This is a genomic window from Geminocystis sp. NIES-3708, assembly GCF_001548095.1.
Classification (GTDB): domain Bacteria; phylum Cyanobacteriota; class Cyanobacteriia; order Cyanobacteriales; family Cyanobacteriaceae; genus Geminocystis.
The window spans coordinates 1633085-1646937 of record NZ_AP014815.1 but is presented as its reverse complement, the minus strand read 5'-3'; the positions used below and the strand labels follow the sequence as shown (position 1 = coordinate 1646937).

The following is a 13853-nucleotide window of genomic DNA, read 5'->3' as shown; positions in this document are numbered from 1 at the left end:
CTAACAAACCTAAATAATTTCTGTAATTTGTCTCTAAATTTAGTCCCTTAGCCCTAACTTTGGCAGAGAGTTTTTTCTACTTTTATCAAAAAAAATTTTCTTAATTCTTCTTTAAACTTCAACAATACTAAGGATTTGTCCTCCTTTTTTCTGAATATTTTGAATTTGTGGAGATAGTTGACTATAACCAACAGTATAAGTAATATTACTTTGTTTAAATAAAGGAGTTGTACCAGACTTTCTGACAGAAATTTTAAATCTTTTACCCGTATTAGTATGCGCTTTTTCTATTCCAGAAGATTTAACTTTAATTTGTGGAGATAAATTAGCACCAATGGAGTTAGTTAACTGTGCTTTATTACTATTATCACTGGTAGCTAATCCGCCTAATAAAGATATTGTGCGATTGAAAACGACATTTTTTACCCCTTTTTGAGAAGTAATATTACGAGGAAAAGGAACAATATTTTCCCCAAAAACACGATTATATTCCTCACTATCAATATAAGAATTGATTTCAGCTTCGTAACCTTGTTCATTATAAATCTGAACGTGTTCGGAAATTTCCTCTTGATTTAAAGGAGCACGACCAAGAAAATGTTTACAGTTTAATTCAATAAAACGATAAGCAGAACTGGAATTAAAAAATAAGGATTGATATAATTCTGATTGACCAACCATTCTCACAAAATTACGAAGGGAAATATTCCCATTGCGTAACATCGATTCAGCACTCTCTAAACGTTCACTTTCCATGACATGGGCATTACCTAAAACTTGCTTATACACTGCTCGAATAACTAACTGTAAGTCATCTTCTGTATTATTAGCCCATAATTCGATAGGGTTATTGATGAAAGCCTCTGTTAAACTTGCCATAATAATTTGTTTTTAATAAAATTTTGCATTAAACTTTACAAAAAAAATATCATATAGGTAGTAAAGAAAAGGGTAAGAAAATAGTAAAGATTTCGGAAAGATAGTTAAATTTGTGAGAATTTGTTACTTATCTTAACATTTTATGTATTTTGAAACACTTTAGCCTAAAATTGCATAATATGAGATCTAATAGCGATCAATTATCAATAATTCATGAGAATTCTTTTAGTGGAAGATGACTTACCTTTAGCGGAAACTCTAGCAGAAGGAATTACTGATCAACTTTATACTGTTGATATTGCCACCGATGGAATCTTAGCTTGGGATTATCTTCAAGCTATAGAATACGACTTATTACTTTTAGATGTCATGTTACCTCATATTGATGGCATCACATTATGTAAACAATTGCGATCACAAAATTATCAAATGCCTGTACTAATGATTACGGCACGTGATACAGTAAGTGATAAAATTATGGGTTTAGATGCAGGAGCGGATGATTATGTAATTAAACCCATTGACTTAGGAGAATTATTTGCTCGTATTAGGGCATTATTACGTAGGGGGAGTATGTCACTACCTCCAATTTTGAGATGGTATCAATTAGAATTAGATCCGAGTACCTACGAAGTAAAATATGCTCATAAGCTGATTCACCTAACACCAAAAGAATACTGTATTTTAGAATTACTCTTAAGAAATGGTCGGCGAGTGCTTAGTCGTCATGTAATAATAGATCATATATGGTCAATAGAAGATTCTCCCGAAGAACATACTATAAAAGTACATATTCGTAGCCTGAGACAAAAACTGAAGATAAATGGTGCACCCGAAAACTTAATTGAAACAGTACATGGTATCGGTTATCGTCTTGGAGAAAGATAAAAAAACTCAATTATTAAGGGAAAACGTCTTTAACTTGCATTTCTTAAAATTGCTAAAAAATCAGAGAAACTATCGCCCATTGCTTACCCCCCAGTCAACTTAAATGCGTCTGAGCTTATTTTATTTAGAAATAACTTTAAAAATATCCTCTGTTAAACGTCCTGCTATCAAATTATCCCAGTTAATGGATTGTAAAAATTTTTCAGCATTTTCAACTTCAACTATATCTACACCCCAATCTCCTTGTTGAAGAGTATTAACATCAGAAGAGTTAGCAGGAGTATTTTTTACGCCTCCCAAAGCCAATATACGATAGGGTAATTTTTTCTGCAATTGATTTTGACGATAATCAACCAAAACTTTAACGAAACTATCAGCCACAGTTGAAACAGGTGCATCAGTAATCACTTGACATCGCCAATGGGGATGAGAAAGAGGAATTACTTGCCATGGGGAAGGTAGATATTCATGAAACACTTGACAAAATGTATCACTAGAAAGAGGAGGAGCAATATTTTCAGAAATACTATAATTATGGGATAAAAAAAATCGATGGGACATAGAAATAATTAATTGAGATTGATATTTTATAAAATTACTGTAACAAAATTAGAGTTTTTAAGAAAATATCTCATAATACTGAGATTTTGCTTAACTGTGGAAAATTGAAAAATAAAAAATAGCTGATAACAAAAATGGAGAATAATTTACTTATTAAAATTATATTATCAAATTTTCGTTGATTTTTAGGAATTTAAGTCCATTAGACTCTTTTATAATCTTATTTACTCTTTTTAACTTCTTTTAACTATTAATAAAATAAACGAAAAATCTTGATGCTCGGTAAATAAATTTATGATTTTTGTGTAAAATATTACAGATTATTAATTAGTTTTTCATAATTGAAGGTATTTTTCATTGGTGCTTTATATTGATATTTGAAAAGGTTCACCACAGAACCAAATTCAAAATTTTAAGAAAAATATATACTTATAGGAGAGCTGAATGTTAGACGCTTTTTCAAGAGCGGTTGTATCCGCAGACAGTAAAACTGCCCCCATTGGTGGTGATGAATTAAATCAATTACGTAGCTTCATTGCTTCTGGTAATCGTCGTCTTGATGCTGTTAATGCCATTGCTAGTAATGCAAGTTGTATGGTATCTGATGCTGTTGCTGGTATGATTTGTGAAAATACCGGATTAATCCAAGCTGGTGGTAACTGTTACCCTAACCGTCGTATGGCTGCTTGTTTACGTGATGCTGAAATAATCTTACGTTACGTTAGCTATGCACTTTTAGCTGGTGATGCTTCTGTTTTGGATGATCGTTGTTTAAATGGTTTAAAAGAAACCTACACCGCTTTAGGCGTACCTCTTCAGTCTGCTGCTCGTGCAGTAGCGATCATGAAAGCTCAAGCTGCGGCTCACATTCAAGACAATCCAAGTGAAGCTCTTGCAGGTAACAGACTCCGCAAAATGGGAACTCCTGTGGTAGAAGATCGTTGTGCCACTTTAGTAGCTGAAGCTAGTAGCTATTTCGACCGTGTAATTGGTGCTTTAAGCTAACCCAATTTGAGTCTGTTTTTAGCTATTCCAAGCCATCCCTTGAAGGCTTTTCATCATTTAAAAATTAAAAACTAAGTCCACTTAAGTCAAATTTAGAAAAACTAAAGATATGAAGTCTGTTATTACCACAGTTATTTCCTCTGCTGATGCGGCAGGACGTTTTCCTAGCACCTCCGATTTAGAGTCCGTACAAGGTTCAATTCAACGTGCAAATGCTCGTTTAGAAGCTGCTGAAAAATTAGCTGCTAACCTTGATGCCGTAGCTAAAGAAGCTTACGATGCAGCTATCAAAAAATATTCCTACCTCAACAATGCAGGTGAAGCCAACTCTACTCCTACCTTCAAGGAAAAATGTCTTCGTGACATCAAACACTACTTACGTTTAGTCAACTATTCATTAGTAGTTGGTGGTACAGGTCCTCTTGATGAATGGGGTATTGCTGGTCAACGTGAAGTTTACCGTACTTTAGGTTTACCTACCGCTCCTTATGTTGAAGCTCTTAGCTTTGCTCGTAATCGTGGTTGTGCACCTCGTGATCTTTCAGCTCAGGCTTTAAGTGAATATAATTCTCTCCTTGACTATGTAATTAATTCTTTATCTTAGTAACATAGATTATATTACGTTACTCTCGGTTAGTCAATCAATCTAAAAGACTCTCAGCTGATCAGTTTTCCCTTATTAGGTTACTCTGATAAAGCGAGAGTTTTTTAGTCTGTAAAAATAACAAATATTAGAAATTTTCCCACTTGTCTATCTGTTCACCTGTCTCATCTTCATCAATTTTTTTTTCTAAAGTAAAATTAAAGCTAAAGTGAGTTACGGAGGATTCATGAATTATCCGTACAGGAGAAATGCACATCTTTTAAAATACAAAATATTAAAAATATTCACTAAAAAAATGGATTCTCTTTTTGAACAACTTAAACATCCTAATCCTAATTTGCGAGATCGAGCAATGGTAGAAATAGCCGAGTCTCGTACTGAAGAAACTATCCCTCGCTTGATCAGTCTTCTTGGTGAAGAAGATGTGGTGTATCGCCGTGCCGCCGTCAAAACTTTAGGGTTGATTGGTTTTGATACTATTCCATCTGTGGTAGATTCCCTAATTAATAGTGACAATGTAGTGATTAAAGCCAGTGCGGGGAAAGTATTAGCACAAATCGCTGTTAATTATAAAGACTTCCCTTTTCCTGAAGAGGGTATCAATGCCCTTAAGATAACAATGAATGATCCTAATCCTGTCGTTCATATTGTGGCAATTATGGCTTTGGGTGTAATTGGTAAACCAGTTCTTGATATTTTAATTAAAGCTCTGCAAACTACTGATAATATAGCTGTATCTGTTTCCATCATTAACACCCTTGGCTCTATTAATGACGAAAAATCCGTCAATGTTTTAACAGCTTTAAGTAAGGATGAATCCCAAGACGTTTATATTCAAGAATCAGCTACAAGTGCTTTATCTCGTTTAGAGCAATTAACCTTTTTTCAGTCAAAATAGTAAAAGTATTTCTTCTTTGTACCTTTGTGCATCGAGGCGAGATAATATCATACATTTGATAAACAACACCTAATGATTTAATAATGGATAAGCGTTTTAGTAATCTTTTTCAAATTACGGAAGAACAAGCTATTAAGTTACTTCAAACTCCTCTCGAACAATTGGAGGATAAGAGTGATCGCTATGCTGCGGCATCTCATTTAGTACGTTTTAAAAGTGATCGCAGTATCAAAGCCTTAATAGAGGCGATCGCCGTTTGTGATGATCAAATGTATAATCAGATTACCAAACGCAAAGCCATTGAAACTTTAGGAAGATTCAAAGCTGAAGAAGCATTTGAGATTATTTGCTCTTGTTTAGGAGATCATGATTGTTATACCGTAGAAAATGCCGTATGGGCAATAGGGGAAATTGGCACGAAAGACAAGGCTATTTTAAATAAAATTACAGAAATATTATCTAAACCAAATCAAAATTACCGAGTTGTCATTCAAGTTCTGGCTAAATTAGATTATCATCTTGCCGTTGAAGCCATTAAACCTTTTATTGAGGATAAAGATCAAAGTATTGCTAGTGCGGCATTAAGTGCCATTATCCGTTTAACTGGAGATAATAGTTACACAGAGCGGATTGTTGAATTATTACAGTCTGATAGTGTTAATGTTAGACGTGCTTGTATTCAAGATTTAATGGATATAAAATATTTTGATAGCATTGGGGCAATCGCTTCTTGTCCTGTGTCTATAGTATTTCGTTTACGAGCTATTCGAGCTTTAGGAGAAACTGCCATTGATGAAGGGTTTAAAAGTTTTGCGGAAATAGAACCTTATTTAGATCAAGTAATTAGAGATCATCCAAATGATTTACAATTAGTTCACGAATATGATCAACCTCCATCCTTAGAATTTTTAATCAATGAGCTATATCATACGGATTTTGGTCGTTGTTACCTTGCCACAAAAACCATTTTAGACAATTATGCAGATGTAGCAGGAGAAGCACTGATTAACACTTATAAAGAATCTGCACATAATGACTATGGAGCTCATTATCATGTGATAAAACTTTTTGGGTGGTTAAAATATCAACCAGCTTACGATTTATTATTAGAAAATCTTTTTAATAATGCGCCCCAATTTCAAAAATCCAGAGCGGCAAGTGCGATCGCCTTGGGTAATTTAGGAGATGAAAGAGCGATTGAGGCAGTGGAAAAAGCATTAATAACCAACATTTTTGACCTTAAATATGCTTGTTTAATGGTTTTACAACAGTGGAATTATCCTATTGATTCACAAATTGCCGTCAATGAATCGGACTTTTTACTTCCCTATAAAATACAAAATAAGGCAAATATTTTTCCGAATGACTAATAATACTCAGAAATATTAACTTTCACATTATGGACGCAAAAGGAAGGTAATAAGCGAAGAGGAGAGTTAATTAATTTTGTAATTATTCAATCTACGATTAAGAAGGTAAAGGAATTGAATAAGCTAAATAACCTGAGTTTTGGTTAAGCAGATTGAGGTAAAAGCCATTCTAAACGGAGACTCGGCTTTTTTGCTTGGTGAGAATATGCGATTAATCCACATAATAAGTTGACACAAAAATTTATTGGTGAACGATGGCGTGAATGTTCTATTTGTGAGATATTCTTTAATTGATCATTAATGGTTTCGACAATCAATCGCTTACGAGATAGTAATTTGTCGTGAAGACGCATTAATTTGTTTTTCATGTTACGTTTCCTCTTGGCAAAAAACTCGATTCCGTAATCTTTCAAAAGTTTGGTCGTTAATTTTTGAGATACATAACCTCCATCAGCAAACACTTTACCCCAAAGTTTTTGGAGAAGATCAATTACTGGTTTTCGGTCATCCACATTTCCCCCAGTCAGACTCATATGGAGAATTTCTCCCAGTTCATTGACTACTAGATGAAGTTTAAAACCAAAAAACCAATCCACAGAGGTTTTTCCTCTCGCCCCTAAATCCTGAAATACCTTATGTCGTGAAATACGTCGATTATGACACATTTGAATCTTCGTAGAATCAATAAAACTAATCCCTGTACAATTGCCAAAGCAATGTTTGAGATAAACACACAAAGGAATGACAGTTGATGGTACCCATTGAATAAAACGTTGATAACTAGGTAGTTTTGGAAAAGCATCGAACCAATATTGTTGAACGTGATTGAGATAAAAATGTTTGAAATTACGGTAATGGTTCTGATGGAAAGCGATAAGGATGGTCATAATTTCACTTAGACAAAGACTTTTGGCTCTAAGACGAGTAACAGCTCCATGAGATAAGAGCTTTTGTTGCCATTGAGTCTCAAATTGTTGGCAGAAATCATCGACATGACAAAATAAATAGTCTAAATTAAACATAAGGCAGTAGTTAGTTTGATAGTTTGCTATATTCAGCTTACTATTTGCCTGTTTTCTTATCCAAAACTGAGGTTAAATAAACTTTTTAGATGAAGCAATGGAGCTTTTTTTCAGAGTAACAAGAAATGTTTATTTTTTTATTAGATATTGGCAGTCATGATGAGGTTTATTCAGGTTTTTGCTCATATAGCATAATCCGATGTCCGTCATAATCACAAAAAGCCTGTTCTGTAAAAGAAAGATTATTCTCAGTGGTAAAATGATTTGGGGGTGCGATAAAAAGATTTAATTGTTCAAGTTGTTCTATCTTTTTTGTTAATGCTGAAACTTGAATTACCAAAGCACAACTATAAGTTAATGGAGAGGAAGAAAGTTCAACCCCTTTTACTTCCGTTAAAGCTAACGCTCTGGGATTATCTTTAGTACTTAACGCCGCAAAAGTTAAGGATGCTGACTGAGGTAAATTAAACACAGAATAAAGGTAAGAATTACTATCCGCTTTACTTTGATAAATTAATTGAAATCCTAAAATATCTCGATAAATAGAAAGAGATTTGCTTAAATCACCCACCGTTAAACAAGGACGTTTGATTAATAAATATTCATCTAAAAAACAATTTGGATTATCCATAAATTATTGCCCATTGTTGATGATAACTTTTTCTAAAACAGCCCCTACCACTCGATGATCTTCATCTTTTTTTAATAAATTGAGTGCCTCTTGAGCCTTAGAATCGTTAAAATAACTTAACGCTTTTGCTACTTTCATCCTAATACGCCAAGAAGGATTATTAACCATTGTTAAAAGTTGGTTTAAAGCCTCTGTTTCTTTAAAACTTCCTGCTAATTGCCCTAAAGCACTAATAGAAGTTTCTCTCACAGCCTCATCATCACCTGCAATGCCACATAGGCAAATATCAAATAATTGATCATAACAATTCAAATCCATGAAAGCGGCTAAAATACTTAAACGCACTAACCAATTATCATCTTGGTGAAAAGCCTGTTGTAAATGAGGTATCGATACATCTCCAAAAAAAGAAAGAGCATTACAAGCTTCAGATCTCACATTGGTGTCTTGATCAAATTTAAGCATTTCTAACAATGTAACCATAGACTCTGCGGTTTTCTTTTTCCCTAATATCATGGCAACAAAAGAACGTACCAAAAATTGTGAATCTTTTGTCATACTAATTAGCAACGGAATAGCCGCATCTTCGTTTATCTCTCCAAGGGCTGTAACTCCATCGAGTCGATCCTGAAAATCTTGAGAAGCTAATTTAATTTTAATTTGATTAATATCCATGATAATAAGAGATTTTTAAACCTAAATTAACTTTACTCGAGAGAATCAAATTTAGCAATATCTTAACAATTGACAATTGACCGAAGATATTTGAAAATATAGTAGATATGCTTTTTGATCATGATAAATAAAGCAATCAAAATTAGGTTGAAAAAACTTTAAAAACTTATTACTAAATTTATCCAATTTTTACATTTAAAGAGGTATTAAAAAATGTCAGAAGTAGTGAACAAAGAAGCATCAAAAGCAGAAATTGAGGAGATTATTCTGGAAATGGAACAATATAGAGAAAGACTTGTAAATGACATATTACAAATGGGCAAAAAAATCAAGTTATCTCAAAAAGCAGTAGATAAAAATATTACTGAACATCCAGAAATAGCTAAAATAGATGCAATTTTAGAACATCTTCGTTCTCAATAAATTATGTTGAAAAAAGATATAACCACCCTAGATTATCTGTGCAAAATCAATTTACCCATTGCTTATTACCTATAAACTTTGCGTCCTAGCCTAATTAATCTTTTGCAGCTATTCTAAAGCATACTTTGCTTAATTTGTTAACAAATAATCCTGTCAGTTATTAATTCTTTACAAATCTTGATAATAAATGTACTCTTATCATTGTATAAATAGATCTGACTAGGGGTAAACATCCCTATATTTTAAATTAACTTTAATTTAACTCATCAATTAATACTAAATAATCGGCTCAAGTCTATGTTCAGTAAAACTTGAAGGGTTAATAAGTACAAATCTTAACAAAAAAAGTGTCTTTGATTAAACTATTTTTATCTAAGTTAATCATGATTCACTTGATTAAGTTTTGTAAAAAAAATTAAAACCAAAAAATAACACATTCATAAAAGGAGACTAACAAATGTCTTTACAACAGGCGGCAAATCTAGGTATTAGCCTATTTGAAGATGCTAATATTATTGAAAGAAAACCCAATGATTCTGATGAGAGAATTTCACAGATTATCAATGCTGCTTATCGTCAAGTGCTTGGTAATTCATATATCATGTCTAGTGAAAGACTTGTTAATGCTGAATCTCGCTTCAGAAATGGACAGTTAAGCGTTCGTGATTTTGTCCGTGCGATCGCCAACTCTGATTTATACCGTCAGCGCTTTTTTGAGCCTTCACCTCGTTATCGCTTTACTGAACTAAATTTTAAACATCTTTTAGGTCGTACACCTGAAAATCAAGAAGAAATGAGATATCATAGCGATATTTTAGACACCCTTGGTTATGAAGCTGATATTGACGCTTACCTTGACAGTGACGAATATAGCGAAGCTTATGGGGATAATATTGTGCCTTACTATCGTGGTTACAAAACCGATAATAATCGTACGATGGTGGAATTCACTCATTTATTTGCGATGCTAAGAGGTGCGGCTAGTAGCGATTCAAACAAATCTCCTGTAATTCACAAAAGCGTTTTAACTCAAACTCCTCTGTCAGTAATTCCTCCTTCTGGTGGTGCAGCTGGTGCTGGTTGGGCATTCCAAGACACTCCTTTAACTTCTGCCACTCGTCAAGGTGTGGGTGCTGGAGATGATGGGAAAATTTACAGAGTGGAAGTTACTGGCTATCGAGCAAAAGTATATAATTCTTTCCCTAAATATCGTCGTCCTAATAAAGTTTATATGGTTCCTTTTAATAAGTTATTTCAACTTTATCAAACCATCCATAAACAAGGTGCTAGTGTCGCTAGTGTAACCCCTGTTAACTAAAAAACTTCAGAGAAGTAAAAGTTAACTTCTCCTAAGTAAATAAGTAAAAATTGATGAAGTAACAAAGATAGTTGAGTTATCAGATAATAGAAAAATATCAAATTTTCTTGATAAAAAAAAGACTAAGATTATTGAGCCTAATCTTAAATAGTTTTTAAACTAAGTCTAAAATGACTCATCATCTTTGCTACTCATCAATGCTATTTCATATTTATAAAGAGGAAAAAAATTAATTTACTAGAAATATTTGAGACTCTAAATTTATGGTCATAAAATAATCGAGTTAAAAATCCTAGAAATTGATATTTTAATCATCAGTATATAATCTTAACAAAAATTTAACATTCTTTTCACTAGATTTTCCGAACAGTTAAAATCAATTTTGACTCTTCGATTAATTAATAAATTAATTTAATTTAGATAAAATAAATTTAGATAATTTTTTTGTCCATTTTCAAACTTAATAGCTAATATCTTGGCATTATTGATAATTTTATCTTGAACTTAAGTAAATTAATTTTAAAACAAGATCAACGAATTAAAATCTGCTATAAACATGAGTAATCGTACCTTAGCGGTGAAAATAAACCCTAGTTTAGCCACTAAAAAACTGCAAACTTGGATAAAAAGTCGGCATTTAATTTGCTCAGGAAACTTTTTTGTTTTGGAAACAGTAGAATATTCTATGATTGAGCGTTTTGAGGAATATATCACCATATTAGGTGGCAGTCTAATTTCTGTTGAATCTATCAAAAAAGTACCGATGGGAAACCATCGCCAAGTAATTCTCTACCAAGTTAAAGCCAGTTTACATACTCCTAATCATCAACTCAAAGAATATTGGCAAAGATATGGTGCTATTTCCAGTAAATTTGAGCAACGATGAATAGCCTTGTTGCATTAATCAGTAAATAGGTCATTTTTGAGAAGGCATTCCCACCGTAACACTTCAAATTCTTTCAGAAATAGTGGTATGATTTGTCAAAATAAATCCATTTCCGTCAGAGAAAATAGTGATCTCATTCAAATAAAACATTCTCTCTTGGTTGTTTTTTCATTGAAATTAAAGACTTAATCATGAGACAAGTTAGAATAATCTAATTTGAGAAATAATGTGATACACCGCTTTTCCGAATCTTTTGAATTATCATTTTATATGACGAAAGGAGCTAGTAATGATATATTAAAGAAAAATTAGTGGTTATCATTGGCTATGAATGGGGAATATTGGATTAAAAAACTAGATTTACAAAAACATCCTGAAGGAGGCTATTATCGAGAAACTTATCGTAGTAATGATATTATTAATCAGGATAAATCTTTAACAAGATATAATGATGTTAGAAATATTAGTACTGCTATTTACTACCTTTTATTAGGGCAAGAATTTTCTGCTTTTCATAAATTAAAAAGTGACGAGATTTTTCATTTTTATGGTGGTTCATTTTTGAGAGTTCATCTAATAAATAATGAAGGAGAATATCATCAATTTAAACTAGGAAATAATCCTGAAAATGGTCAAGTTCTACAGTTAATTATTCCTCATGGTTATTGGTTTGCTTCTGAAGTTGGAGAATCTAATTCTTATAGTTTAATTGGTTGTACTGTTTCTCCCGGATTTCATTTTGCTGATTTTACATTAGGGAATAAAGAACAATTAATTATTTTATATCCTCATTTAAGTGATCTTATTAGCAAGTTCACTTATAACTAAATTAAGACTTTTGATTGACAGAAAAAAGATTATAAATTTATAATACTAATTGAATATAAAGAAAATTATATATACTCCCATAGCAACGTTAAATAACTTTATTATATAAGCAATAAAAAAGGATAAAAAACATGGATGGAAATTATCAAAATTATGTAAATAGAGTTGTACAAATGACTCTTCCAGCTAACTATAAACAACAGTTAAAAAATATTCAATCATCTCCTAAATTTATTGATGGAAAACCTGTAGAATTTCCGGGCTATAGTGTTATTACTCCTCCTTATGAAGAAGAAAATGTTAATCATAAATTCTATGAAAATTTACAATTTATTTCCTCTCGATTAACACAAGATTTAGATGCTGATTTTTTCTTAAGTTTACCATCTCAAAGTTTTCATTTAACCCTAGCGGATTTAATTTGGGATAAAACCTATCTTAATGCAGTTAAAGAAAATCCTGATTTTGATAATATATTAATTTCAGAGATGAACAAGATTTTTAAAGAATTTCAATCTTTATTACTTGATAATGAATCATTAGAATTAGAAATTATAGGTTTGTCTGTATTCCCTAGAGCCATTGCCGTATGCCTTGCACCGACAGAAGCTAGTTATGAAACGATTATTAAATTACGTCAATTAATTTATCAAAACGAACAAATAATTAGGCTAGGCATCGAGCAACAATATGATTTTGCCGCTCATGTTACTTTAGGTTACTTTAATAAAATTGAAGATAATATTGATTTAGCAAAAGTCGAATCTATAATTAAAGAAATCAATGATCTATGGATAGAAAATCCTGCACCAATCTTTAAGTTAAAACAGTTTGAATTAAGAAAATTTACCGATATGGTTAATTATATTCGTCAACCTGAATGGGCTACTATTAAAATGAATTAATCATTAATAATAAACAATTAACTATTAACAATTAATTCCGCCTTTAAATCCTAAAGTTTTTCAAGATTAACTTAATTATTAAATAAAATTTTGTAAAGTATTTCAAATCTTATTATCGAAAAAGATTTTGTCATTATTGATGAAATTATTAGGAAACATCATCTTTCTCCTTTAGAGTATGATATTGTTCGTTACATTATTCACAATGAGAATCTAAGGCATATTTAGCTTTACCTAGACATTCTACTGGTACAAATCATAGGTAATAAAAGTGACTGAATATATCATAGCTCCAGCAATTATCAATGCTTTATTCTTGATGATAGTTGACAGTTGACAGTTGACAGTTAATAGTTAATTATACAGACATTTTATCTGTTAATTGTTAATTGTACATTGTTCATTGATTATGCGTATTTACGGTAACAGAGAAATAAAAACCCTTTCAGGAAAAGATACTCGCCCCACAACATCAAAAGTACGAGAGGCGTTATTTAACATCTGGGGTGATAAAATTGAATCAGCATCATGGTTAGATTTATGTGCAGGAAATGGTACGATGGGAGCAGAAGCTTTATGTAGAGGTGCATTGGAAGCAGTTGCCATTGAAAAATCATCCCTTGCTTGTCAAATAATTCGAGAAAATTGGCAAAAAGTAATAACAGAAAATCAAGAATTTAAAGTCTTAAGAGGTGATATTTTACACAGATTAAAAGGTTTAAATGGACTTAGATTTGATTTAATTTATTTTGATCCTCCTTATTATTGTGATTTTTATAATTCTGTTTTAAATGCTATTTATGATTATCAACTTTTAAAGCCTAATATTGGGGAAATTGCAGTAGAATATAATCCTAAAAGATCTAATCTTAAAGATGCTCATAATTTACAATTAATTCAAACTAAATTTTATGGAAATACTGCTGTCAATTTTTATAATCATCCTGAATAAATAGAATA

The 13853-nt window shown here is 31.9% G+C and carries 17 protein-coding genes; 11 read left to right on the top strand and 6 right to left on the bottom strand.

Translation table 11 applies throughout. The features are described from left to right. Window positions 1-111: 111 nt before the first annotated feature. On the bottom strand, window positions 112-879 hold the full coding sequence (locus GM3708_RS07230; RefSeq protein ID WP_066345229.1) for a phycobilisome rod-core linker polypeptide: 768 nt from the start codon (window positions 877-879) through the stop codon (window positions 112-114). Window positions 880-1092: 213 nt separating this feature from the next. Between GM3708_RS07230 and GM3708_RS07225 the strand changes: the two genes are divergently transcribed. Beyond that, complete coding sequence (locus tag GM3708_RS07225; protein WP_066345228.1) at window positions 1093-1767, top strand: response regulator transcription factor; 675 nt, start codon at window positions 1093-1095, stop codon at window positions 1765-1767. Between the two features lie 120 nt (window positions 1768-1887). Here GM3708_RS07225 and GM3708_RS07220 read toward each other — a convergent pair whose 3' ends face one another. Further along, window positions 1888-2328 (bottom strand): DUF2656 family protein, encoded by a 441-nt coding sequence (locus GM3708_RS07220; protein ID WP_066345227.1) that lies wholly within the window; start codon window positions 2326-2328, stop codon window positions 1888-1890. Between the two features lie 444 nt (window positions 2329-2772). Between GM3708_RS07220 and cpeB the strand changes: the two genes are divergently transcribed. Beyond that, window positions 2773-3333: a C-phycoerythrin subunit beta gene (cpeB, locus tag GM3708_RS07215; RefSeq protein WP_066345225.1), complete on the top strand. Its 561-nt coding sequence runs from the start codon at window positions 2773-2775 to the stop codon at window positions 3331-3333. Window positions 3334-3442: 109 nt separating this feature from the next. Next, complete coding sequence (locus GM3708_RS07210) at window positions 3443-3937, top strand: bleomycin hydrolase (protein ID WP_066345224.1); 495 nt, start codon at window positions 3443-3445, stop codon at window positions 3935-3937. A 127-nt stretch (window positions 3938-4064) separates the two neighbouring features. Here GM3708_RS07210 and GM3708_RS19615 read toward each other — a convergent pair whose 3' ends face one another. After that, window positions 4065-4193, bottom strand: a complete 129-nt coding sequence (locus GM3708_RS19615) for a hypothetical protein (protein WP_255358428.1) — start codon at window positions 4191-4193, stop codon at window positions 4065-4067. A 39-nt stretch (window positions 4194-4232) separates the two neighbouring features. Here GM3708_RS19615 and GM3708_RS07205 point away from each other — a divergent pair, with 39 nt between their 5' ends. Both GM3708_RS07205 and GM3708_RS07200 read left to right on the top strand, forming a co-directional pair. Beyond that, window positions 4233-4835, top strand: coding sequence for a HEAT repeat domain-containing protein (locus tag GM3708_RS07205; protein WP_066345223.1), 603 nt, complete (start codon window positions 4233-4235; stop codon window positions 4833-4835). Between the two features lie 83 nt (window positions 4836-4918). Then, window positions 4919-6205, top strand: coding sequence for a HEAT repeat domain-containing protein (locus GM3708_RS07200; RefSeq protein ID WP_066345222.1), 1287 nt, complete (start codon window positions 4919-4921; stop codon window positions 6203-6205). A gap of 143 nt (window positions 6206-6348) precedes the next feature. Here the strand turns inward: GM3708_RS07200 and GM3708_RS07195 are convergent, their stop codons facing one another. The 3 genes from GM3708_RS07195 to GM3708_RS07185 all read right to left on the bottom strand — a co-directional run bounded on the left by GM3708_RS07195 (window position 6349) and on the right by GM3708_RS07185 (window position 8533). Next, window positions 6349-7227 carry an IS982 family transposase gene (locus tag GM3708_RS07195; protein ID WP_066345220.1) on the bottom strand — a complete coding sequence of 293 codons (879 nt, stop codon included), beginning with the start codon at window positions 7225-7227 and terminating at the stop codon, window positions 6349-6351. Between the two features lie 166 nt (window positions 7228-7393). After that, on the bottom strand, window positions 7394-7858 hold the full coding sequence (locus GM3708_RS07190) for a VOC family protein (protein ID WP_066345218.1): 465 nt from the start codon (window positions 7856-7858) through the stop codon (window positions 7394-7396). A gap of 3 nt (window positions 7859-7861) precedes the next feature. Then, window positions 7862-8533: a HEAT repeat domain-containing protein gene (locus GM3708_RS07185; protein ID WP_066345214.1), complete on the bottom strand. Its 672-nt coding sequence runs from the start codon at window positions 8531-8533 to the stop codon at window positions 7862-7864. Window positions 8534-8746: 213 nt separating this feature from the next. On the opposite strand from GM3708_RS07185, the gene GM3708_RS07180 reads away from it, so the two are divergent. The 6 genes from GM3708_RS07180 to rsmD all read left to right on the top strand — a co-directional run bounded on the left by GM3708_RS07180 (window position 8747) and on the right by rsmD (window position 13845). Further along, window positions 8747-8956, top strand: a complete 210-nt coding sequence (locus GM3708_RS07180) for an acetyltransferase (protein WP_066345213.1) — start codon at window positions 8747-8749, stop codon at window positions 8954-8956. A 457-nt stretch (window positions 8957-9413) separates the two neighbouring features. Further along, window positions 9414-10274, top strand: a complete 861-nt coding sequence (locus GM3708_RS07175; RefSeq protein WP_066345212.1) for a phycobilisome linker polypeptide — start codon at window positions 9414-9416, stop codon at window positions 10272-10274. A 556-nt stretch (window positions 10275-10830) separates the two neighbouring features. Beyond that, a complete protein-coding gene (locus GM3708_RS07170) occupies window positions 10831-11160 on the top strand; it encodes a CpeR family transcriptional regulator (RefSeq protein WP_066345210.1) in 330 nt (109 codons plus the stop codon). A gap of 327 nt (window positions 11161-11487) precedes the next feature. Further along, entirely contained in the window at window positions 11488-11988 is a 501-nt protein-coding gene (locus GM3708_RS07165) for a cupin domain-containing protein (RefSeq protein WP_066345208.1), read from the top strand. A gap of 131 nt (window positions 11989-12119) precedes the next feature. After that, a complete protein-coding gene (locus GM3708_RS07160) occupies window positions 12120-12893 on the top strand; it encodes a DUF1868 domain-containing protein (protein WP_066345207.1) in 774 nt (257 codons plus the stop codon). A 409-nt stretch (window positions 12894-13302) separates the two neighbouring features. Then, the gene (rsmD, locus tag GM3708_RS07155; protein ID WP_066345202.1) at window positions 13303-13845 is read left to right on the top strand and encodes a 16S rRNA (guanine(966)-N(2))-methyltransferase RsmD; all 543 of its coding nucleotides are present in this window, start codon (window positions 13303-13305) and stop codon (window positions 13843-13845) included. Window positions 13846-13853: the final 8 nt, after the last annotated feature.